General features: G+C 34.8%; 15 protein-coding genes, 4 tRNA genes and 2 CRISPR repeat arrays. Of the genes, 6 read left to right on the top strand and 13 right to left on the bottom strand.

Annotated features, from left to right (window positions below):
- Positions 1 to 49: 49 nt before the first annotated feature.
- The 9 genes from C8P70_RS09250 to proS form a co-directional block, all read right to left on the bottom strand.
- Complete coding sequence (locus C8P70_RS09250) at positions 50 to 1,204, bottom strand: glycosyltransferase family 2 protein (RefSeq protein WP_133713051.1); 1,155 nt, start codon at positions 1,202 to 1,204, stop codon at positions 50 to 52.
- Positions 1,205 to 1,313: 109 nt separating this feature from the next.
- Positions 1,314 to 3,113, bottom strand: coding sequence for a translational GTPase TypA (gene typA / locus C8P70_RS09245; RefSeq protein ID WP_133713050.1), 1,800 nt, complete (start codon positions 3,111 to 3,113; stop codon positions 1,314 to 1,316).
- A 112-nt stretch (positions 3,114 to 3,225) separates the two neighbouring features.
- Positions 3,226 to 3,477 carry a 30S ribosomal protein S20 gene (rpsT, locus tag C8P70_RS09240; protein ID WP_133713049.1) on the bottom strand — a complete coding sequence of 84 codons (252 nt, stop codon included), beginning with the start codon at positions 3,475 to 3,477 and terminating at the stop codon, positions 3,226 to 3,228.
- Positions 3,478 to 3,519: 42 nt separating this feature from the next.
- Positions 3,520 to 3,591 (bottom strand) — tRNA-Glu (locus tag C8P70_RS09235).
- A gap of 36 nt (positions 3,592 to 3,627) precedes the next feature.
- Positions 3,628 to 3,699 (bottom strand) — tRNA-Glu (locus tag C8P70_RS09230).
- A gap of 35 nt (positions 3,700 to 3,734) precedes the next feature.
- Positions 3,735 to 3,806 (bottom strand) — tRNA-Glu (locus C8P70_RS09225).
- Between the two features lie 36 nt (positions 3,807 to 3,842).
- Positions 3,843 to 3,914: transfer RNA gene (locus tag C8P70_RS09220), tRNA-Glu, on the bottom strand.
- 92 nt (positions 3,915 to 4,006) lie between these two features.
- Positions 4,007 to 4,297, bottom strand: coding sequence for a hypothetical protein (locus tag C8P70_RS09215; RefSeq protein WP_133713048.1), 291 nt, complete (start codon positions 4,295 to 4,297; stop codon positions 4,007 to 4,009).
- Between the two features lie 153 nt (positions 4,298 to 4,450).
- Positions 4,451 to 5,926, bottom strand: coding sequence for a proline--tRNA ligase (gene proS, locus C8P70_RS09210; protein ID WP_133713047.1), 1,476 nt, complete (start codon positions 5,924 to 5,926; stop codon positions 4,451 to 4,453).
- Between the two features lie 103 nt (positions 5,927 to 6,029).
- Between proS and C8P70_RS09205 the strand changes: the two genes are divergently transcribed.
- The 3 genes from C8P70_RS09205 to C8P70_RS09195 all read left to right on the top strand — a co-directional run bounded on the left by C8P70_RS09205 (position 6,030) and on the right by C8P70_RS09195 (position 9,593).
- Positions 6,030 to 7,031 carry a hypothetical protein gene (locus tag C8P70_RS09205; RefSeq protein ID WP_133713046.1) on the top strand — a complete coding sequence of 334 codons (1,002 nt, stop codon included), beginning with the start codon at positions 6,030 to 6,032 and terminating at the stop codon, positions 7,029 to 7,031.
- A gap of 32 nt (positions 7,032 to 7,063) precedes the next feature.
- Entirely contained in the window at positions 7,064 to 8,632 is a 1,569-nt protein-coding gene (locus tag C8P70_RS09200; protein ID WP_133713045.1) for an OmpP1/FadL family transporter, read from the top strand.
- Positions 8,633 to 8,741: 109 nt separating this feature from the next.
- A complete protein-coding gene (locus C8P70_RS09195) occupies positions 8,742 to 9,593 on the top strand; it encodes a hypothetical protein (RefSeq protein WP_133713044.1) in 852 nt (283 codons plus the stop codon).
- A 2,128-nt stretch (positions 9,594 to 11,721) separates the two neighbouring features.
- On the opposite strand, the gene C8P70_RS09190 is transcribed toward C8P70_RS09195, so the two are convergent.
- Both C8P70_RS09190 and C8P70_RS09185 read right to left on the bottom strand, forming a co-directional pair.
- Positions 11,722 to 12,447, bottom strand: coding sequence for a nucleotidyl transferase AbiEii/AbiGii toxin family protein (locus tag C8P70_RS09190; protein ID WP_133713043.1), 726 nt, complete (start codon positions 12,445 to 12,447; stop codon positions 11,722 to 11,724).
- Positions 12,434 to 12,733, bottom strand: coding sequence for a DUF6922 domain-containing protein (locus tag C8P70_RS09185; protein WP_133713042.1), 300 nt, complete (start codon positions 12,731 to 12,733; stop codon positions 12,434 to 12,436). Before C8P70_RS09185 ends, C8P70_RS09190 begins: the two co-directional genes overlap by 14 nt.
- Positions 12,734 to 12,868: 135 nt before the next feature.
- Here C8P70_RS09185 and C8P70_RS09180 point away from each other — a divergent pair, with 135 nt between their 5' ends.
- On the top strand, positions 12,869 to 13,267 hold the full coding sequence (locus C8P70_RS09180) for a hypothetical protein (RefSeq protein WP_133713041.1): 399 nt from the start codon (positions 12,869 to 12,871) through the stop codon (positions 13,265 to 13,267).
- Positions 13,254 to 13,814 carry a four helix bundle suffix domain-containing protein gene (locus C8P70_RS09175; protein WP_133713040.1) on the top strand — a complete coding sequence of 187 codons (561 nt, stop codon included), beginning with the start codon at positions 13,254 to 13,256 and terminating at the stop codon, positions 13,812 to 13,814. The genes C8P70_RS09180 and C8P70_RS09175 overlap by 14 nt, the downstream gene beginning before the upstream one ends.
- A gap of 1,197 nt (positions 13,815 to 15,011) precedes the next feature.
- Positions 15,012 to 15,378: direct repeats of the CRISPR family, unit length 36 nt; unit sequence GTTGTGTTTACCTTTCAAAATAAAGGCAGTTACAAC.
- Between the two features lie 114 nt (positions 15,379 to 15,492).
- Here the strand turns inward: C8P70_RS09175 and cas13b are convergent.
- Both cas13b and C8P70_RS09165 read right to left on the bottom strand, forming a co-directional pair.
- On the bottom strand, positions 15,493 to 18,906 hold the full coding sequence (gene cas13b, locus C8P70_RS09170; RefSeq protein ID WP_133713039.1) for a type VI-B CRISPR-associated RNA-guided ribonuclease Cas13b: 3,414 nt from the start codon (positions 18,904 to 18,906) through the stop codon (positions 15,493 to 15,495).
- A 521-nt stretch (positions 18,907 to 19,427) separates the two neighbouring features.
- A CRISPR array of direct repeats spans positions 19,428 to 19,793; the repeat unit is 36 nt; unit sequence GTTGTGTTTACCTTTCAAAATAAAGGTAGTTACAAC.
- A gap of 232 nt (positions 19,794 to 20,025) precedes the next feature.
- Positions 20,026 to 20,526 (bottom strand): RodZ family helix-turn-helix domain-containing protein, encoded by a 501-nt coding sequence (locus C8P70_RS09165; RefSeq protein WP_133713038.1) that lies wholly within the window; start codon positions 20,524 to 20,526, stop codon positions 20,026 to 20,028.
- A 783-nt stretch (positions 20,527 to 21,309) separates the two neighbouring features.
- On the opposite strand from C8P70_RS09165, the gene C8P70_RS09160 reads away from it, so the two are divergent.
- Positions 21,310 to 21,960 carry a carboxypeptidase-like regulatory domain-containing protein gene (locus C8P70_RS09160; RefSeq protein ID WP_133713037.1) on the top strand — a complete coding sequence of 217 codons (651 nt, stop codon included), beginning with the start codon at positions 21,310 to 21,312 and terminating at the stop codon, positions 21,958 to 21,960.
- Positions 21,961 to 23,019: the final 1,059 nt, after the last annotated feature.

Raw genomic sequence — 23,019 nt, 5'->3', positions numbered from 1 at the left:
ACAAGTTACGTTCTTCATGAACCGGATAAAACGCAGAAGATAATATTTTTTACAACAGAACCACTTCTCCCCGACTATTTCTGTCGTTACTCCCGATCAAAAAATCAGCTTGCTCTGGTTTAATCTTAAAAAAGATATTAGATTTTTGATATTCTGTCATAAAAGCAATAATTTCTTTGTTGGACAGATAGTTTCCGTCAAATATAATTTCAATATTCTGCGGCTTCTGATGTAAATGAAGATCGCGTAAAGCTTCTGTATTTTCAACACAATAAACTTTCGTTTTACAGTCATTTTTCAGTTTGTGCTGTAACTCATTACATCGCGTAACTACATAACATTCCGCAGAGACAATTTTCATTTTTTGCTTTTTATCCTGCTTGGTTATTAAAAATGAAAAAGTTATCGTTTTCATCAACAACTCAAAAAAGAGAGACGCCTTAAAATGCTTTTGATAAAAAATTTGAGTCCCCGAGTGAAACCGTTTGACGTATTCCTTATCCTTTACGGTACTTTCGCCTTTATAGTGAATAATTGCCGTTTCGGGAAAATAATAATTTACCTTGCCCTGTTTTAAACTGCGATAAGATAAATCGGTATCTTCTACATACATAAAAAACTGCTCGTCAAATCCTCCCAAATCCAGATAGAGCTCTTTTTTCATCAACATGAACGCCCCCACCAGTACTTCCACTTCTCCCTGTTGATTGTTGCGCAAATGGGATGCATAATATCCGTTAAAGTACTTGCTGTTGGGAAATAGCTTATGCATTCCGCAAATTTTTGTCATCGAGCGCCAGACAGTGGGGATCCCTCTTTTAGATTCCGGCAAAAAACTGCCTCGTCCATCAATTAATTTGCAACCGAGAATTCCGATATCATTTCGGGTTTGAATAAAATGTAATGCCTTTTCAAAAGTATCTTCTGCCACAACTGTATCGGGATTGAGAATACAGATATATTCTCCTTTTGCCATACTTACCCCAATATTATTGCCTTTAGGAAAACCGAGATTAGTTTGGTTTTGGATATACCGGATATCCGGAAACAGCTCACGCATCATGGCACTGCTATCATCCTGCGAGTTATTATCTACAACGATAATTTCCCCCTCTAAGTTTTTTAAGGATTTTTGAACAGACTTAATACATTGTTCTAAAAAGAAGCGTACGTTATAATTAAGAATAATAACAGATAATTGCATGGGGCAAATATAAAAGGTTTGCTGTTATTTTTATTGTAATGTCAAAGATTATTACTAAAAAAAGAGTCTTTATCGAATGATAAAGACTCTGGTATATGTTTTGCTTTGTTTAAGCTAATTTATTGCGTTTTCTGTCCGTTTCTTTTAAGAAAATTTTTCTCAAACGAAGCGATTTAGGCGTTACCTCAACATATTCATCTTTTTGGATATACTCCAATGCCTCTTCTAATGAAAACTTAATGGCGGGAACAATTCTTGCTTTATCATCAGAACCTGACGCTCTAACGTTAGTCAGCTTTTTCGTTTTTGTTACGTTTACCGTCATGTCATCACCGCGAGAGTTTTCTCCGATAACCTGTCCTTCATAAATATCCTCGTTGGGATCAACAAAAAATTTACCGCGTTCCTGTAACTTGTCAATTGAATACGGAATTGCTTTTCCGTTTTCCATAGAAATTAAAGAGCCATTTGTACGTCCGGCAATTTCCCCTTTGTAAGGTTGATATTCCAAGAAGCGGTGCGACATGATTGCTTCACCTGCCGTAGCTGTCAGCAACTGATTTCTCAAACCTATAATTCCTCTCGACGGAATCAAAAATTTAATGATCATACGCTCGCCACGCGGTTCCATACTGGTCATTTCACCTTTTTTAAGCGTTACGTATTCAACAGCTCGTCCGGATAAGTTTTCAGGAATATCAATAGTCAGCTCTTCAATTGGCTCACACTTAACTCCGTCTATTTCTTTAATGATAACCTGCGGTTGTCCGATTTGAAGCTCATAGCCTTCACGTCGCATAGTTTCAATCAAAACAGACAAATGCAATACACCTCTACCAAAAACCATAAATTTATCCGCACTGTCCGTTTCGTTTACGCGTAAAGCCAGATTTTTCTCCAACTCTTTCGTTAAGCGGTCTTTGATATGGCGAGACGTAACGTATTTTCCTTCTTTACCAAAAAAAGGAGAATCGTTAATAGTAAACAGCATACTCATCGTTGGCTCATCAATAGTAATAGTTGGCAAAGCTTCCGGATTTTCAAAATCAGCAATTACGTCTCCGATTTCAAATCCTTCTATTCCCACTACTGCACAAATATCTCCTGCGTGAACTTCGGATACTTTTTTTCTTCCTAAACCTTCAAAGGTATGCAGTTCTTTTATTTTTGATTTAATCGTTTTTCCATCGCGTTTAATCAAAGAAATGTTCATGCCTTCTTTTAAAACACCGCGGTGTAAACGTCCAATCGCAATACGACCTGTAAAAGTGGAGTAATCCAGTGATGTAATCAGCATTTGAGGCGTACCTTCTCTCACTTCTGCTGCCGGAATATGTTCTAATACCATGTCCAGCAAAGGTTCAAAAGAGTCTGTTGGCTGTTTCCAATCGGTAGACATCCAATTATTCTTTGCCGAGCCGTACACTGCCGGAAAGTCCATCTGCCACTCTTCTGCACCTAATTCAAACATCAGGTCAAATACTTTTTCGTGTACTTCTTCCGGCGTACAGTTTTCTTTATCAACTTTGTTTACAACCACGCAAGGTTTTAGTCCCAAACTGATTGCTTTTTGCAATACAAAACGGGTTTGCGGCATAGGCCCTTCAAAAGCATCTACAATCAACAAAACGCCGTCTGCCATGTTTAATACACGTTCTACTTCTCCTCCGAAATCCGCGTGTCCGGGAGTATCTATAATATTAATCTTTGTTCCTTTATAATTTACCGAAACGTTTTTAGACACAATAGTAATACCTCTTTCGCGCTCGATATCTTCATTGTCTAAGATTAATTCTCCAGTATTTTCACTTTCGCGAAATAGCTGACAGTGATGTAAAATCTTGTCAACCATTGTTGTTTTACCATGATCCACGTGTGCAATGATAGCAATATTCCTAATTGGTGTCATATAGGGATTTTAAAATTAATTTTTTATTTATAAAACGTATAGCTTCAACAAAAAAAGCCCTCAGAGGTTTGAGAGCTTGGTGTATTTTTTTTTAACTCAAAACGAGTTGCTATTATAATGCAGCAACGTGTTTTGTAAGCTTAGATTTTAAGTTAGAAGCTTTGTTTGCATGAATGATATTTTTCTTAGCTAATTTATCAATCATAGAAACCACTACAGGTAACTTATCAGCAGCCTCTTTTTGATCTTCAATCAAACGCAAAGCTTTAATAGCATTACGAGTTGTTTTATGCTGATATCTGTTTAATACTCTCTTTTTTTCGTTACTTCTAATTCTTTTTAAAGCTGACTTATGATTTGCCATTTCGTTTAAATATTTTATTAAGTCTATACTGTTTTTTCTCTGTAGTCCGTAGGGGAATCGAACCCCTGTTACCAGGATGAAAACCTGGCGTCCTAACCCCTAGACGAACGGACCAAAAATTTGTGTTTGCAATTCTGTTTAAAGAACCTGTAGTCCGTAGGGGAATCGAACCCCTGTTACCAGGATGAAAACCTGGCGTCCTAACCCCTAGACGAACGGACCAAAATTTGTGTTTGCAATTCTGTTTAAAGAACCTGTAGTCCGTAGGGGAATCGAACCCCTGTTACCAGGATGAAAACCTGGCGTCCTAACCCCTAGACGAACGGACCAAAAATTTGTGTTTGCAATTCTGTTTAAAGAACCTGTAGTCCGTAGGGGAATCGAACCCCTGTTACCAGGATGAAAACCTGGCGTCCTAACCCCTAGACGAACGGACCGTGTTGTTTATTCAACGCGGATGCAAAAGTACATCTTTTTTTCAAATCCGCAAGCTTTTTTAAAAGAAAGTTTTAAAAAGATTTATCCCTTTTTACTTCGCACTTCCCTTATCTATTTTAATGAGACAGTCTGTTTTTTTAAATTCAAACAACTCTTCATTATCGGCAGTAATCCCGTTAAAATTTAAAATCAAATAGTATTTTATATCATTTTTATCAAAAAATCCTTCATACACAAGGCTAATTGGCGACCAAAATACCCCCACTCCTTTGGCTTGATAAAAACTATAAATTTCATCACACCCTAAACAAAGTTCTGAAATCCTCCTTTTGTAAAACTCAAATTCAACTTTTTTACTCTCGTCCTCGTCATACCCCAGCAAAAGTCATTTTGTCAAAATCAATTCCTATTTCTCCTTTGTATAGGTATGGCAGAGACAAAAAAAAGTAAGATTTTAACCAATCCCATCCGCTTCTCTTTTTAAAATCACTTTATCCTATTACAAAGTATGTTTTCAATCATATCATTTTTACTTTTAATACGCTCTGGCAAACAGCACTCTTCCTTTAGACGGATTTCCAGTTAGCACGCATTTTCCTTCTTCCTCTTTTCTATCGATTGGAATACATCTGATAGTTGCCTTGGTCAGTTCTTTTATTTTCTCTTCCGTTTCAACTGTTCCATCCCAATGTGCAGATAAAAATCCGCCTTTGGTTTCCAAAACTTTTTCAAATTCGTCAAACGAATTTACTTCGGTGATGTGTTCAGCTCTGTATTGATGCGCCTTTTTATACAAATTAACTTGAATTTCTTCCAACAAATTTTGTACATATTCAACTAACCCCTCTTTAGCAATCACTTCTTTTGTCAACGTATCACGTCGCGCCACTTCAAAAGTTCCGTTTTCCAAATCTTTCGGTCCTACTGCCAAACGAATCGGTACGCCTTTTAGCTCATATTCATTAAATTTCCACCCTGGTTTCAGTGTAGTTCGGTCGTCAAATTTAAAAGAAATATGCAGTTTTTTAAATTGATCGGTAATTTTTTTCACTTCTTCGCGAATCGCTTCCAGCTGTTCGTCATTTCTGTGAATCGGTACAATAACAACCTGAATTGGTGCTAAATTTGGAGGCAACACCAAACCATTATCATCAGAATGGGTCATAATCAAAGCTCCCATCAATCGGGTACTTACTCCCCATGACGTAGCCCAAACGTATTCTTGTTTTCCTTCCTGACTGGTAAACTTTACGTCAAATGCCTTAGCAAAATTCTGTCCCAAAAAGTGAGAAGTTCCCGCCTGCAATGCTTTTCCGTCCTGCATCAAAGCTTCTATGCAATACGTTTCTACTGCTCCGGCAAAACGTTCATTTTCTGTCTTATATCCTTTTACAACAGGAATAGCCATAAAGTTTTCTGCAAAATCAGCATAAACATTCAGCATTTGCTCTGCTTCTGCAACAGCTTCCTCTTGGGTAGCATGTGCTGTATGCCCTTCCTGCCACAAAAACTCTGCTGTTCTCAAAAACAAGCGCGTTCTCATTTCCCAGCGCACCACATTTGCCCACTGATTGACCAAAATAGGCAAATCGCGGTAAGATTCAATCCACTTTCTGTAAGTGTCCCAAATAATTGTTTCTGAAGTAGGACGCACAATAAGCTCTTCTTCCAATTTAGCATCCGGATCCACTTCTATTGTTTTTCCGTCTTCTCCTGTCTTCAGGCGGTAATGAGTAACAACGGCACATTCTTTGGCAAAACCATCTACGTGACTCGCTTCTTTACTAAAATAAGACTTGGGGATAAACAGCGGAAAATAAGCATTCTGATGTCCTGTTTCTTTAAACATTCTATCTAATTCTGCCTGCATCTTTTCCCAGATAGCATATCCGTACGGCTTGATAACCATACACCCGCGAACACCCGAATTTTCTGCCAAATCTGCTTTTACAACAAGCTCATTGTACCATTTCGAATAGTCCTCCGCTCTTTTAGTAATACTTTTACTCATTCTTTATATATTAGCCCTAAAATATTGTTTAACTCTTAATTAACTAGAATAATCGACAAAACTAATTAAATTTGTTTGTACGAACAATTAAAAACACAACGAAATGAAAACAATTCTTGCAAAACTCAACTTATCAGGTAAACTGAGCTTTCTGGTTATATTAGGGGGATTGGCTGTTTCTTGTAGTACCTATCACAGCGCATCATATTACGATGACGGAATTTACGACAAAAATAGAACATATACATATAATACAACAAAAGACGCGGATTATTACGAAAATTACTTTAAGTCCCGAAGTGAAGAATTAGAGTATTTTACAGATGTAAACACCTATCAGTCTCCTGTAAACGACAGCGTTTTAAGCTACCAGCCTATCAGTACCACCGGGTATGGTTCTTGGGGCAGTGAACCGAGCAGCTTTCAGGTAAACGTTTTTAACAGCGGCTATTACGGCTCTCCCTACTGGTCTTATTGGGGCGGATATTACGATCCGTTTTACGATTCCTTTTACTGGGGCTCAAGTTTAAGCTTCGGATGGGGATGGGGCTATTATGGTTATTACAATCCATGGAGATATAATTACTGGGGATATGGTTATCCGTATTATTACGGAGGATATTATCCTTATCACCGCTATTATGCAAACACAGCCTACCCGGCAGGAGCACGTTCGTCTTATTATGCCACCCAAAGAACGCCGTATAACAGCAATTCGCTACGAAATAACTCCTATTATTCGCGTACTGGCACAAATACTGCAAATGCACGTTCTTCGTACAACACACGCAGCAGTTATCAGGTAAGAGACAACAATTACAGAACGGGCAGACCGATTTACAATACGAATTCAAACAATCAGCAAAACACCAATTATAATCGCTCAAGAAGTTCGTACAACACTAACTCAAATTACAACAGCAACCGATACAACAATTCGAGCTATTACAATAACAGCACAAGAAGCAACAGTACCAACAGCTATAATAATTCCAGAAGTTCTTACAATTCTTCCAGAAGCAGTTATTCAAGCCCTTCTTCTTCCAGAGGAAGTTATGGCGGAAGTGCAACCGGCGGAAGTTCTCGCAGTAGTTACAGAAGATAATTTTCATTTTTTATTAAGCAAGACTATTATATATGAATAAATATTTTTTAAGTTTAATCGGATTTTTAGCCCTGAACAGTTTCGTGAATGCACAGGAACTTTCTCCGGGAGATGTGATGAGATACAACGAATCCGACCTTAGCGGCACAGCTCGCTTTAGAGGAATGAGCGGTGCTTTTGGAGCCGTAGGAGGAGATTTATCTGCTTTAAAAGTCAACCCGGCAGGAAGTGCTATCTTTAATTATAATACTGCTGCTTTAAGCTTGTCGTACCTCAACAGAAATAACAAATCCAATTATTTTGGCAATCACAATTCTGAAAGATATTCAGGTTTAGATCTTGGACAAATGGGCGCTCTGTTTGTATTTAAATCCAATAATCCCAATGCTACAATGTCAAAGTTCACCATAGGTCTGAACTACGAAAGCACTAAAAATTTACGAAATGACATGTATTTTTCGGGCAATAGTCCGATGAACAATACCGGATTAGGCGATTACTTTTTGCAAATTGCCAATCACGGAGGGCGCAATGGCGGACCCATCGGGATAAATGTAGTAGATCAGGGAAATACAAACCATACCGACGGATACATTAATGCCGGATACCAAAACGGATACAACGGACAACAGGCTTATCTTGCCTATCAGGCAGGTTTGATAAATCCGCTGAACAACAGCGATGGTTATGAAAAAAACTTTGACGGACGTTCTGCTCAAGCACGCGCTATCAGTACAACAGGCTATACGGGACAATTCAGCGGAAACTTTGCTGTTGAATTAAACGAGCGTTTTTACATAGGTACCAATCTTAACCTTCATGTAATAGACTACACACAAAACAGCAGTAGTCTTGAAACGTTTAATTCTCAACCACCAACCCAGAGCAACAACGATTTACCACCCGTTACATCGGCTGTATTCAACAACTATCTGTACACCTACGGAACTGGTTTTTCTTTTGATCTGGGGGCTATTGTAAAAATAACAGACGATTTAAGAGCCGGTCTTACTTATCAATCTCCGACCTGGTATAGTTTAAACGACGAACTTACCCAGTCTTTAAATACTTCTTTTACAGATGGCGAACGCGGCGGTGTTTATCCGAATGTGGTCAACCTATATGACCGTTATAACCTCAGAACCCCATCTAAATATACCGGAAGTTTAGCCTATATTTTCGGAGAACGAGGATTAATCAGTGTAGACTATTCCTTACAGGATTACAGCAAAAACGAATTTAGACCTAAATATGACGATGCCTATAACATGCTGAACCAAAGCTTTAAAAATAATATGAAAACTGCCGGCGAACTAAGAATAGGTGCAGAATACAGAATTAAACAGGTAAGTATCAGAGGAGGATACAGATATGAAGAAAGTCCATATAAAGATGTAAAACTTGCCGGAGACTTAAACAGTTTTTCTGCCGGTATCGGATATGATTTTGGCGGTTCGCGACTTGATTTATCTTACAGCTATGCCACAAGAAGCTACAAAAGAGGTTTGCTTGATACATCGTTCATGGATAACTTAACCAGCCTTGCAAACATAAAAACAAAAGACAACTGGATTAACCTAACTTACAACATAAATTTCTAGTTTTTAGAATATTTAGCACTAAAAATCTCTTCATTCCCAAAGTATGAAGAGATTTTTTTATTGTACCTTTGCACCACATTAAAAACAAACGACTAATAAGATTGGTATTATGAAATATATCACTAGACTATTTGGTGTAACAGCTTTATTCATCACCTCGTTAGGATTTGCACAGGAAGCAGTAACCACACCGATGAGATATACCGATTCCAACAAAGGAAAGTTCTATATTTATTGGGGAGGTAACAGAGGATATTATACAAAATCTGATATTCGCTTTCGGGGAGAAGATTATGATTTTACGTTGGAAAATGTTCATGCACACGACAAACCTAAAGGCTGGCATGTAGACTACATCAATCCCGGTCGTATGACTATTCCGCAAACCAATTTAAGAATCGGATATTTTATCAGCGACAAATACAACATCTCTATAGGCGTTGACCACATGAAATATGTAATGTCTCAAGACAAAACCGTAAACTATACCGGATATTATCCAAATGAGGGGTCGTATGACGAAAAAGTTCCGGGAAACCCCAATCAGGTTCTGTTAACAGAAAAGTTTTTAATGTTTGAACACACCGACGGTTTAAATTATTTAAATTTTGAACTAAACCGCGTAGATGATATTTCCAAACTATTCGGAATATGGAATACGGATAAAGTACAGATTAATTTAACGGAAGGAATTGGATTTGGAATTATATATCCTAAAACCAACACTACGCTCTTAGGTAAAGAACGCTATGACGAATTTCATTTAGCCGGATTAGGTACTTCTGTCAAAGCCGGGCTAAACATTACCTTTTTTAAACACTTCTTTGTTCAGACAGAACTAAAAGGCGGATATATAAATATGTATGACGTACGTACTACTGCCAGTAAAAAAGACAAAGCCATGCACGATTTCTTTTTTGGCGAAACCGTGATTGCTTTTGGAGGTATATTTAGATTATAAAGATTGTACATATAGTGTAAAAGAGCCGTTTTAGAATATCTAAAACGGCTCTTTTAATATATTCCTTAATAAAATGTGCTCAAATTAAAAGCTATTTTGTACTTCTTAAAAATAGTGACAGTAATTTTTTATACAGTTCAGACAAAAGCACTTTAAGCTCAACGAACTTAGCAGAAGAGCTAATAACAAACTAATTACATCAAGCCAAACCCTTTTTATTTCTTTTTATTCGACTAAGCGTCTATTTAAGATTGTGTCTCATGATTATTAGCTTTTCAACAATAACTGACAAAATGGAAAAAGCTAATAGTTGGAGGTATCAAAAAGATAAAGAAACCTTTTAAAAAGAAATATTTCATCTTATACTTTCTTTTCCTTGATACAACTATTTGATTTTAAATAAAAATAAAAACGCTTAAAATCAAATAATCACTGAACTCCTATCAAAATAGACACGATGTGAAGTAAAACGAAGCAAAAAATGACGCGAATTTAATATTTCAACACTAAAGAACGTCGAATCTTACGATTTCAAGGTTGCATTATTTCTACGGTCAAATCTGCTTTTGATTCCTAAAAGAAAAAATACTAGTTCCGTTTCACTACACCTCGGACACCCTTTTCTTTTTTAACAGAATCTGCAAGCGTTTGACACTCGCAGAAATCATGATGCCATGGGAAAGGCATTAAAGTCTAATTTGAAGTAAAAACGATAATATGATTTACAAATCTAAAATAAACATCCGCACCAAACCGCCTCAGCTGACAAGCGAACGTCTTTAAGCCGAAATGAAGTGCTGAGAATACAAGCCGTAGGCAGTTTGTATTCGTGCCTGAATAAGGCGTAAAAAGACCGCGAAGGCAGGTGGAGCGAAACCCTTTTTGTTTCTTTTTGGGGTTATCAAAAAGAAAATAAAGAAAATATAATCATCATCCCCCCTTCATTTTGTCTTGATACAAAACGAAGCAAAAGATCAGGGCTGCATTATTTCTACGGTCAAATCTGCTTTTGATTCCTAAAAGAAAAAATACTAGCTCCGTTTCACTACGCCTCGGACACCCTTTTCTTTTTTGACAGAATTCGCAAGCGTTTGACACTCGCAGAAATCATGATGCCATGGGAAAGGCATTAAAGTCTAATTTGAAGTAAAAACGATAATATGATTTACAAATCTAAAATAACATCCGCACCAAACCGCATCAGCTGACAAGCGAACGTCTTTAAGCCGAAATGAAGTGCTGAGAATACAAGCCGTAGGCAGTTTGTATTCGTGCCTGAATAAGGCGCAAAAAGACCGCGAAGACAGGTGCAGCTAGAGGGAATTTTGATTCTTTTGTACCCCTTACAAAAGAATAAGAAAAAGGAATATTTCATTTTATACTTTCTTTTCCTTGATGAAAAAAAGTATCAAAAAAAATCAAGACTGCATTTCTCCTATCGGTCTTTCTAAGGTTTGTTTTGCAAACTATATGACGGTGGCTTCGCCCATATAGTTTTATACAAAACTGCACCAAGAAGACACTCGACAGAGAGATGAGGTCGTTGTGAAGGCATTAAAGAACAATTTTAAGAAAAAACGACAATAAGCAAAACAAAATTAGATTATACAGACTTCCCCTACCCCTTTTACCAAAGACTGTTATAACCTCTATTTTTAAGCTTTTATCATATAAACCATCTAATTACTGCATTTTTTCTGTTAAAAGAAAGATGTCATGTCCGCATGTGACCGCTATTGATCGGATATGACCGCATAAGTCTGGTATGTTTTTTTATCAGCGGTATACCAACAGGTGTAAAAGTGCTGTTTAGCCCTGATATAACAAGCCTTCTTCACAAATACCAAATCACTACTTTTTGGGTGTTCTTCGAGTGTTGTTCGACACTCCTTCGACTGCGCTTCGCAAAAACGGTACTTTTGTCGAAGGATCCTCGAAGAAAGTTCGAAGGAAAGTGGGAAAAAGCAATAAAAAACCTTTATAGAAAATAGAGAACTTATTGTTTGACTTCAAAACTATTTTAACACACATTGTGTTTACCGTTCTAGTGTGCAGTATTTATGAACCCCTTATATTTCTCACGCTAATTTCTCTAAAACACTCCTGTTAAAGCACAGCTCAATCCTTTTTAAATGGAGTTTTTTAAAAATGATTTTACTTTCACATTCCAATTTAATTTATGATATCTGAAAGAAGTTTTATTATTTCTTAATTTAGAATCGGAATGATAAGGTATTTTACCTTGTGCTTCTATATGATTTTCAAGCAACAACAATTCCGGATTTTTTAGCGGACAAAAATCATTTGACAGTGTAAATATTGTATTTATATTACTATCAATATACAGCTGCTTTTTTTGAGCATACAAACTCATTAATTTTTCTAACGACTGATTAGGATTATCAGTAATATAGTCTAAGTCATACAAATCCTTTTCTGCATATCGGTTAACCAAAGATTCCAACTTAAACAAACCTATGTCCTTTTCATCAGCAAGCCTCATACCATCAATGATACTAATAGGAAAAAGTAATTTAAACCCTTGTATAAATTCAACCTTTATAAAAGAATTTTCCGTTTTTAATATGGTTTTCAAATAGACCAATTCATCACTTTGTGAAGTGGGAAAACCAATATTAATTATGCGTTCTTGAAAATGTTCTTCAATATTTTTTTTGAGCTCAGAAAACCCTTCAATTCCTATAATATCTTCACAAAACAAATCAATATCTACTGATTCTCGATGATTATATCTAATAGACAGATTGGTTCCGCCTGCCAAATAAAATTGTTCTAATATTGTGAGCTGTTGCAATTCTTTAATGGTAGCTATAAGTTCTTCAGAAATATACATATTTACTGAATTTACTTTTTACGGGGATACTGTATCGTTTAGAGGTCAGTGCACACACCTCATCCGGAATGCGCTCTTTGGTAAAAGTAATAACTTTTATTATTGTTTCAGGAGAATATATATCTTCCAAAAGCAATATATTTTCTTCATAATTTGAAGAATCCGAAAACATAAGAACCCGAGCTATTATCAAAGCATAGTCTATCTGTGCATTGATTTTAGCAACATCTGTATCCCAAAAAACATAGCTTGGAATTCTGTCTAATATGTTATCCTGTTTTCTCATAATTATCTGTAACAAAGATAATAATATTTTTTTGATACTTTATATCTTACAAAAACTCCCGACATTGTCGAGAGTGTTATTATACGAAAGTACATAAAAGAATTGCTTCGACTGCGCTTCGGAAAAACGGCACTTTTGTCGAAGGATCCTCGAAGAAAGCTCGAAGAAGGGTACAAGAAGGGTACAAGAGGGGTGCAAGAAGGGTCTAACAAGAGTGAGAAGAAAATACTGATAAACTATGAACTGAAATATTTTGTTTTTGTAAAACCTGAAAGCCAGCAATATCTTAATAATATGGGCGACACGGAAAACACGGGGGACAAAGGAATAAAAAAAGCTATTTATCTAAAACGTTCCACCAAGCCAGCCTATGTCCCCCAAGTAACCTATGTCCCCCAGATTGTACAATTGAAGACAAAAGAAAGATTAAAAATAAAAACAAGCGCCATTCTTTTCTGCTATTTTATATATCTCAAAAAAAGCTATATATTTAACTATCAGTTATTAAAAATTCAGTCTTATGGAAAATACTGATGGCTTTATTCCCCTTCACGGAGGTTACCGCAATTTGCTCAGCTACCAGAAAGCTGAAATTATCTATGACGGTACGGTCTATTTTTGCAATCGTTTTTTTCATAAATACGACCGCACTATTGATCAGATGGTTCAGGCTGCCCGTTCGGGCAAGCAAAATATTGCCGAAGCCAGTATGGCTTCCGCTACTTCCAAAGAAACAGAAATTAAACTTACCAACGTGGCACGAGCCAGCTTGGAGGAGTTGCTGATAGATTTTGAGGATTTTATGAGGACTCATAAAATTGCCAAATGGGATAGAAATCACCGCTTGTCTAAGCGATTTGATGAATTAAACAGCACTCCTAATGCCAATTACGATACTTTTAAAAAAGCCATTGAACACGAAAATCCCGAAATATGTACCAATGTAATGTGGTGTTTAATAAACGTGACTTCTTATTTACTAAACAGACAAATCAAAGCTTTGGAAAAGGCATTTTTGGAAGAAGGTGGTTTAAGAGAGCGCATGTATAGAGCACGGGTAAACCGGAGGAATAAAAAATAAAAACCATAAGATCTCAAAGAAGGGTCTAACAAGAATGAGAAGAAAATACTGGTAAACTATGAACTAAAATATTTTGTTTTTGTAGAACCTGAAAACCTGCAATATCTTAATGGGCGACAAGGCAGACACGGGGGACAAAGGAATAAAAAAACAACTTATCTGAAACTCTCCACCAAACCAGCCTATGTCCCCCGAAGCACCTACTCCACACCCCAAAACCACTCCCTCACACGACACTGTACCAAAAACTGTATAAGTATAATTCTGCTTGGGTTAAAACCTCAAAACTTTTTCTTATCTTTGAGTAAGGTAGTTTTCGTTAATAGAAAATTTTAATGGTTAAATGGAGAAAGGATAGCTTCACTATCCTTTTTTTTATGAATATAAACTCCCCAGCATAGCCAAGAGTATTATTATACAAAGACATACAAAAGAATTACTTCGACTGCGCTTCGGAAAAATGGTAGTTTTGTCGAAGGATCCCCGAAGAAAGGTCGAAGAAGGGTACAAGAAGGGTCTAATAAGAGTGAGGAGAAAATACTGATAAACTATGAACTAAAATATTTTGTTTTTGTAGAACCTGAAAGCCTGTGATATCTTAATAATATGGGCGACAAGGCAAACACGGGGGACAAAGGAATAAAAAAAGCAACTTATCTGAAACACTCCACCAAGCCAGCCCTTATCTTCAAGAGACCTATATCCCCCTGATTTTAAAATTTGAGCACAAGGCAAAGTATAACTGAGCGTGTTCTTATACATAGGCACACAAAAAGATTGCTTCACCTGTTTACTTGCACCAGAATGGGGATGTCTAAAACGTGTATAAAGTTGTGTTTACCTTTCAAATACGCAATATTCATGAACTCCTTAATGTAAAAACTAAAAAGACGTGAATAAAATAAAGGCAGTTACAACTAGCAGGCGGAAGGTAAGGTATCTTGTTAGGTTGTGTTTACCTTTCAAAATAAAGGCAGTTACAACAGCTCAGAACCCGGTAACAGAAACAAGCAGGTTGTGTTTACCTTTCAAAATAAAGGCAGTTACAACCGCCCGGAAATGTAGTTGATTATGAATATGGTTGTGTTTACCTTTCAAATACGCAGTATTCATGAACTCCTTAATGTAAAAACTAAAAAGACGTGAATAAAATAAAGGCAGTTACAACGCAGAGTTCAGGGTGCACACAGGAATAGATGTTGTGTTTACCTTTCAAAATAAAGGCAGTTACAACTGTCATTTTATTTAAAAAAGACAACGATAAGTTGTGTTTACCTTTCAAAATAAAGGCAGTTACAACACAAACTAAGCGATGAACTAGCTCCGTTATGTTGTGTTTACCTTTCAAAATAAAGGCAGTTACAACATTTTACGTGTACGCTTATTTCTCCGGACTGTTGTGTTTACCTTTCAAAATAAAGGCAGTTACAACTTGGGTTTTTTATATAAGCAATTGGGGATTGTTGTGTTTACCTTTCAAAATAAAGGCAGTTACAACACAAGTTAAGGAAAACCAAGAAGTTGCATCGTTGTGTTTACCTTTCAAAATAAAGGCAGTTACAACCTCTAATTGTAAGTCCTTGTTTATAAAAAAGGTAAAGCGTGTTTTTTGATAAAAAAACGAGCAAATATCATAGAAAAAAGTATGTCAAAGAGCAATTTTTTTATCCTGTGTTTATTACTTAATTATGGAGTTTATTTTTTCGGTATATAAAGCCAAATATTTTGTACTTATAGATAAGTCTAAACTTTCCACTCCTCCTTTTCTATGTTTTTCTTTTTCAAAAGTATCTATCTGTTTTGATGTGATTTTTTTTATTGTTTCCTTTTCATCTAAGATTGGAAATTCAGAATGTGAGAATTTGTTACGAATATTTTGCAAAATTTCGATTGTATTCGAATCTGTCTTGTTTTCTAATACTTTAAGATATACTTTAAATTGAACCTCCTCAAAATCTCTTCTTCTTTTAAATTCTTCATTAATTAAATTTTCCAAATCATTTGTGGCAATATATTCTTCTAGTTCAAATGTTTGTTGAAAAACAGCACTTCTAATTTTATCATATTCTCTGAATTGGTAAGTAATAAAATCAAAGGTAACAGTATCAGTTTCTAAAAAAGAGAGTAGATTGAAGATTCTCTTGTCAGATACAAATCTTTTAAAGCGTCCGAAATCTTTCATTGTCCATTGATAACCTTTTTGTTTGGAATATTTTTGTTGGTCTTCAACTGATGTCAATTTATTAAATTCTTCTACTTCGCTTCTTTGATGCTCATTGTCTTCTGCTATAATTGTTAGCATCTTGCCCTTTTCAAGATTAATTACATGCTTAAAACTAAAAGCGGAATTTAACGGGGTTTGATTTGACAGAGGAATAAATGAAGATAAGTCCAGTTGTAAATTCTCTGTTGTATTTTGAGCCAATATAAATTCGCACATCCTTTTTACAACTCGGTCTTGAGTTAGTATAAACCGTATTATTTTTTCATTCTCTTCTGCACGTTTACCATATTTAGATTTAATGGCTTTACCATGTATGTTTTGAGTATTTACCAAAACTGACTCTCCTGTTTGACTGCATTCATAAACCCTTTTAAAATCATAAAAAGGCTGTTTATCATTTTTTAATGATTTTGCAAAAAGAATAGAAAACTTATCTGTTTCCTTATAATCTATTTTATTTGTTTTTAATTTTTTACACAATGATTCACAAAGGTTTTTATCAAACAGTGATGTAGGTAAATTGATTGGCAATTTCTTTTTATTTGCAAGCCAATTATTAAAATCTTGAGCTGCTATATTGGTTTTAAAGCTACTAATTGTAAACGGAACATTTGTATTATCTGGAATAATATAGCCTCCTTCTTTTCCTTTACGAAACAATTTCTGATCAATCCATGAAATCTTGGATTCAAGGTAAGTTTGATAAAAATCAATTATTCCTTTTGACTGTTCAATTTGGTCTTTTGTTAAAAAAACATGTCCTATTATTTTATTAAACAATTGCAATTCTTTACACATAGCAATTATTTCTTTTTTTGAACCACTAAAGTATGCTATTTTGTTTTGCAGTTTGTTGTAATAAGCAGAAGTGAATTTTTCTTTAACTTCTAATGAAATAATCATATTGAGTATATCTCTGGCTATAAAAGTAGCTATCTCTCCCAATTTTATTTTTTGATCTTCCTTCGGTAATTCTACTTCCTTTTTAATCCATCTCAATTTAGACTTGGCTTCGTCTTTAATACTTTTTATTTTTGCATGAATTAGCTTTTTTTCGGCTATTGATTCAAGGTTAAGCAAATAATCAACTACTTTTTGAGGGAGCTGGTCGACCAAAATCTTTTGTGTTAAAGCTTTTTGCAGATTTTGTTTTCTGTTTTTTAGTAAAAGTTTATACTTTATCTGACTTATATGTTCCTTATCTTTTTTATTTATTTTCTTATTCTCATATGTAAGTATTGAATCGTGATTTAGTTTATTTTCAGAAAAAATCTTCCTTTCAATGTCATTATTCAAAAATTCATATCCATTTTCCGTTGTAATGGATTTTAATTTTTCTCTTCTTTTTGTAAAAGCAACCGGGGTTAAAGTAAGATTACTTTTAATTGCATCAAGCTTACTAATGTTTAAAATATCCGACGTGTTTATATCAATAAATCGTTTGATTGTATTTTCAACTTCATTTGGTTTTAAAATTGACAACATTACAATTTTTGGCAAATCGTGAATGCTAATAAACCCGGTAGGTTTTACTAATTTTTGTTCTTTTTGAATAACGGTCTTTTCACCAGATTCAAATAAAAAGAACCCAATTTTATTATTTACAATATTATAATGAGGGCTATATTGATCAAAATAACAATTATCATTGTTAAAATTTAACTTTTCTAAAACCTCAGCCTCTTTATTTTCAAAATCAGACAACTTGCCAAAGCCTTTTATTTGTTTTTGGATTCTTCTGTTTATTTTTTCGTGTGCAATTGTTTTTGGATAGGATCTAACATGCAGTTTTCCAATATTTATTTGAAATCTAATGTTATTTAAAAAATTATTTTCTTCTAAAAACCGCAGAGCAAAATACGGAAATCGGTTTGTACTTCTTCTTAAACTTGTCGTTTCGCTTAATAAGGAATCAATATCATCATCATGTATTGCGTTATAATCTATACTGTTTAGAATAAAATTAGTCTTAGAATTTGTATCTAAAGTGGGTTGAAACTTTTTTTGGTCTTCTTCCGAAAGATACCTATAAAGTTCATTAGGGCATTTTTGTAACTCATTCATCATTTCTAACAATAATGACTGGTTTCTATCATCGTTGTCTAAACGAATATCAGGCGTTTTAACAGCATAGGCGGTAAATGTTTGTAAAGTAGCTTTAAAAGCAGGGATTGTTTCATTTTTAAAACCGCTAATCTTTTTTAGAAATTGGATAGCGTATGTTTGATTTAAAAATAAATTGGTGAAAAAATAAAAACCATGTTCTGTCAATTTATTATTTTCTAAAATAGAATATAAATCTAAGTGATTGAAATTATTTTCCTCTTGAGAATCCTTAAAGCGCTGAAGTGCAAAATCAGGAGCGTGTTTGAATAATTTTTTTAAATCTTCAACAATCAAATTGTCAATTGCCTTTTTCCTTTCTTTAATAATGTTTTTATCGTTATCTACAGCTAAATAATGGGTGTATGAATTTCTGAATTTATTGATATGAGTAAACGAAATATTGATGAACTGATTTAATCTATGATAGTCAACAATTGGATTAGAGTCTAATTGTACTCCATTTTTTTCATGGAATATTTTTACAAAAGGTAAATAATGTCGTTTTACAAGATATTTATACACTTTAAAACGCTCCGCTTCATAGTTTGAGTTATTTGGATTAAAAATAGAAGTTAAAATGTTATCTTTTATTATCTCACAATCATCATCGATTTTGTTAAAGCCTAAATATTTAAATTTTTCCGTAAGGTGATTTATTAAAACAAACATATTGTGCCTTGCCATATTTAAATAGGCTCCAAAATACCAAGGTGTTTCATTTAAATTGTAATTAGTTTTTTCTCTGCTTGCCTGATTTTCCATATTTATTTAATTTTCGTTAGTTACGGTTATATAAATATTAGCTCATCGTTTTATTTTAATTAAGCTAACTATCTTTTCAAATTTAACATTATTTTCAAAAACTTCAAACCTAAATTAAGCTAAGTCACATTCAAATAAAAAAATAAAAGCCCTATCAAAATCTGATAGGGCTTTTATTGGAACGCAGGATTTTAAATAAATAATCATACAATATTATTGGTTGTGTTTACCTTTCAAATGCGTAGCATTCATGAACTCCTTAATGTAAAAACTAAAAAGACGTGAATAAAATAAAGGCAGTTACAACCACAAGCGCGTGTACAAGCTGTACAAGCTAGTTGTGTTTACCTTTCAAAATAAAGGCAGTTACAACTATGTGTTATAAAAAACCGGATGTTGAAGTGTTGTGTTTACCTTTCAAATACATAGCATTCATGAACTCCTTAATGTAAAAACTAAAAAGACATGAATAAAATAAAGGTAGTTACAACTTCACACAATGCAAGGAGGTGGACAAGAACGTTGTGTTTACCTTTCAAAATAAAGGTAGTTACAACAGATGCGGAATATAGAGTAAAACACAACGGGTTGTGTTTACCTTTCAAAATAAAGGTAGTTACAACGTTTTCGGTTGTGGATCGAGAAAAGTAAATGTTGTGTTTACCTTTCAAAATAAAGGTAGTTACAACTTCGGCTAATAAATCCGTGATCCGACTTTGGTTGTGTTTACCTTTCAAAATAAAGGTAGTTACAACAGTGTTGTTGTCACTCAGCTACGAACTGAGGTTGTGTTTACCTTTCAAAATAAAGGTAGTTACAACAACGATAGAGACATCTACGAATTGAATTTAGTTGTGTTTACCTTTCAAAATAAAGGTAGTTACAACCTCTAAATATAACTCCTTGTTTATTAAAAAGGTAAAGCCTGTTTTTTAATAAAAAAACGAACAAATATCTTGAAAAAAAGTATGTCAAGGAGCAAAAAACAAATTGTAATTTCTTTTTTTTAATAAGATTACTCGTCAAATATACCACTTATAAAAACAAAAAAACTCTCAGCATAGCTAAGAGTTTTCAAAATCATGTTTCCTACTTTAAAGTACATTATTGCTAAAACATTTATTTCTTCAAATACAAATTCTTCCGTCCTTGTTTTGTAGCAGTTACAATTCCTTCTTTTAAAAGACTTCTCATTACACCTGCTATATCAGTTGAGGTTATATCTTTATCAATTAACTTTAATTTTAATAGATACTCCCTTAATTCCGCTACAGTTTTATTTTCATTCAGAAAATTTGTTTTTAAAACTTGTTCTCTAATCTTAGAAGTTAGACTTACTTTTTCATTGTGTATTAATTCTCTAAATGGCTTTAAAGCTATACCAAAATCTTTAAGTGTTTGTAATGGATATTTGACAGCTTTAGCATATTCCACATAATAATCAATATTAGTAGTAATTCCTTTTTCAATACTATTAATTGTATTATCGCTTATAGTTGTCATATAAACAATATCACTTACTGACAATTTTAGTTTTAATCTTTCTTCTCTTAATCGCTTTCCTAATAATGTCCTATACTCGGGAGAAGTTATAATTTCTCTTTTATTCGACTTACTCACTACTCTAATTATATGTATTTATAAAATTACTTAATTATATTTTTTACATTTAAAAAATATTTCTATATTTGTATTGCGATATTGATAATTAGACCGTTTAACGGAATAATTGACGGTGTTTTTTCAGGTTAAAGCAACCAATTTTACCACTGAGAAAACCGTGATGTCGCTCCATGTCTAAAAGTTTTTTACTTTTGCATATGGCATGTGAGCGGTTTTCACGTATGCTTTAGGTGGTAGCCTTGTTAGCTCAAAAGCTAATGAGGTGGGTTGGTTGCCCCAAACCCTAAAGTGTGAGACCGCTCCTTGCTTTTTCTGCAAGAAAGCTTCATACTTCAAAAACATCGTTCCATAACCTCAAAATCTTATTATTATGAGAACGAAATTTTTAGTACCACCCCACAAAAAGCCTCCGGATGTTTCCCGCACCGCGCTAATCCGCATACCGTACAAAACGTAAACTGCGCCTGCTATGAGGCACAGCTATAGCAGATAAACAGCTGTGGCACAGCCACAGTGTTTATCTAACCTTACAGCCTTTTACCTAAGCAGTGTAAACCGCCGTTGGAAAGACTTTTATTCTCGCACTCTAAAAGTACCTTATTTCTTAATAGAAACCAAATAACAAGCGTTTTACTCCCTGTTTTTGTTAAAAAAAGCTGTTTATGACAGGTGTTTATAAAGTGTCCTGCCACGCAGGGCACTTGTAAACCAATGGGATAGGTATGTCCTGTCAAAAAGTATTTTTTTAATTCAATAATCAACCTCAACTTAATTTTAATCATGAAACAATTATTAATTGCCTTTTTAGGAAGCTGTATAGCTATGCCTGTACTATACGCACAGGAAATGGTTACGGTTACCGGAAAAATCACAGTAGAAGATACCGGAAAACCGCCAGTAGGAATCATTACCCTAAACGAAAAAGGAGTAGCAGACTATCTGGTGTTTGGCGACAACATAGGAACCAACCGCCACACCTTTATGGAAAAAGACGGCACTTTTAAGTTTGCGGTTCAAAAAGGAGGAACTGTTGTTATTAAGGTTTCCGGCGGAAGATATCTAAACCCAAAACCTGTGGCAAACATAAGTGAAGACACAAGGCTAGAACTTCAATTAAAACGAAATCCAAAAAGTAGCAAATCTGACGAAGCAGACAAGTTTGAAATAGACTTTAACCCTTATAAACGAGTAAAAGTAACCGGTAGAGTTTTAGACAATAACAATAAACCTATAGGCAGTGCAACAGTTTATCAGCGGAGCATAAATGAAAATGGAGCAAATGCACATACAGTAACCGATAAAAACGGAGAGTTTTCGTATGTAGTTCCTCAAGGAAGTCATATTTCGTTTGGTTCTATGGGGTTTGAGTATAAACACATCAAAGTTGTAAAAGACACCGCTCTGACGGTTATACTGGAAAGTAAAATTTAAAATAGAACATACGGCTTCAATAATACAATTCTTCATGTTGACAGGGGTGTTGTTTTTCATAATGCATTGCTTGGTTAGTAAACACCCCGCCCTGTGCAGGTGTCCTGCCTGCACAAGGGCTTTGAGGAAAAAATATTAAAGAACATTTTAAAGTAAAAACAAGAAATTATGATTTACAAACCTAAAATAAACATCTGCACCAAACCGCCTCAGCTGACAAGCGAACGTCTTTAAGCCGAACTAAAGTGCTGAGAATACAAGCCGTAGGCAGTTTGTATTCGTGCCTGAATAAGGCGTAAAAAGACCGCGAAGGCTGGTGTAGCGAAACCCTTTTTGTTTCTTTTTGGGGTATCAAAAAGATAATAAATAAGAAATCCTCTTTCTTTTATCTTGATATAAAAGAAACAAAAGATCAAGACTGCATTTCTCCTATCGGTCTTTCTAAAGTTTGTTTTGCAAACTATATGACGGTGGCTTCGCCCATATAGTTTAATGCAAAACCGCACCAAGAAGACACTCGACAGAGAAATGAGGTCGTTGGAAAGGCATTAAAAAACAATTTAAAGTAAAAACGAGACATTATGATTTATAAACCTAAAATAAAAATCCGCACCAAACCGCCTCAGCTGACAAGCGAATGTCTTTAAGACGAAATGAAGTGCTGAGAATACAAGCCGTAGGCAGTTTGTATTCGTGCCTGAATAAGGCGTAAAAAGACCGCGAAGTCAGGTGGAGCGAGAGGGGGTTTTGATTCTTTTACTTCACATCTTATTTATTGTGATTTTGTGTTCAGTGATTATTTGTTTTGCAACAAATAGTTGTACCCCTTACAAAAGAATAAGAAAAGAGATTCCGAAACGAGTTCAGCAGGACAAGGTTTCTTTTCTTTTATCTTGATATAAAAGAAACAAAAGATCAAGGCTGCATTATTTCTACGGTCAAATCAGCTTTTGATTCCTAAAAGAAAAAATACTAGCTCCGTTTCACTACGCGTCGGACAACCTTTTCTTTTTTAACGGAATCTGCAAACGTTTGACACTCGCAGAAATCATGATGCCA

This window comes from Myroides indicus, assembly GCF_004364575.1.
GTDB lineage: Bacteria > Bacteroidota > Bacteroidia > Flavobacteriales > Flavobacteriaceae > Flavobacterium > Flavobacterium indicum_A.
Note: the sequence above shows the minus strand (reverse complement) of the source record. Positions and strands in the feature narration are given on the sequence as shown.

Bases quoted from the DNA above. Each gene is read 5' to 3' on its own strand.
- typA (WP_133713050.1), bottom strand. From the start codon at position 3,113: ATGACACCAATTAGGAATATTGCTATCATTGCACACGTGGATCATGGT.
- C8P70_RS09205 (WP_133713046.1), top strand. From the start codon at position 6,030: ATGAAAACAATTCTTGCAAAACTCAACTTATCAGGTAAACTGAGCTTT.
- C8P70_RS09185 (WP_133713042.1), bottom strand. From the start codon at position 12,733: ATGAGAAAACAGGATAACATATTAGACAGAATTCCAAGCTATGTTTTT.
- cas13b (WP_133713039.1), bottom strand. From the start codon at position 18,906: ATGGAAAATCAGGCAAGCAGAGAAAAAACTAATTACAATTTAAATGAA.
- proS (WP_133713047.1), bottom strand. From the start codon at position 5,926: ATGAGTAAAAGTATTACTAAAAGAGCGGAGGACTATTCGAAATGGTAC.
- C8P70_RS09200 (WP_133713045.1), top strand. From the start codon at position 7,064: ATGAATAAATATTTTTTAAGTTTAATCGGATTTTTAGCCCTGAACAGT.
- C8P70_RS09250 (WP_133713051.1), bottom strand. From the start codon at position 1,204: ATGCAATTATCTGTTATTATTCTTAATTATAACGTACGCTTCTTTTTA.
- C8P70_RS09195 (WP_133713044.1), top strand. From the start codon at position 8,742: ATGAAATATATCACTAGACTATTTGGTGTAACAGCTTTATTCATCACC.
- C8P70_RS09190 (WP_133713043.1), bottom strand. From the start codon at position 12,447: ATGTATATTTCTGAAGAACTTATAGCTACCATTAAAGAATTGCAACAG.
- rpsT (WP_133713049.1), bottom strand. From the start codon at position 3,477: ATGGCAAATCATAAGTCAGCTTTAAAAAGAATTAGAAGTAACGAAAAA.
- C8P70_RS09160 (WP_133713037.1), top strand. From the start codon at position 21,310: ATGAAACAATTATTAATTGCCTTTTTAGGAAGCTGTATAGCTATGCCT.
- C8P70_RS09175 (WP_133713040.1), top strand. From the start codon at position 13,254: ATGGAAAATACTGATGGCTTTATTCCCCTTCACGGAGGTTACCGCAAT.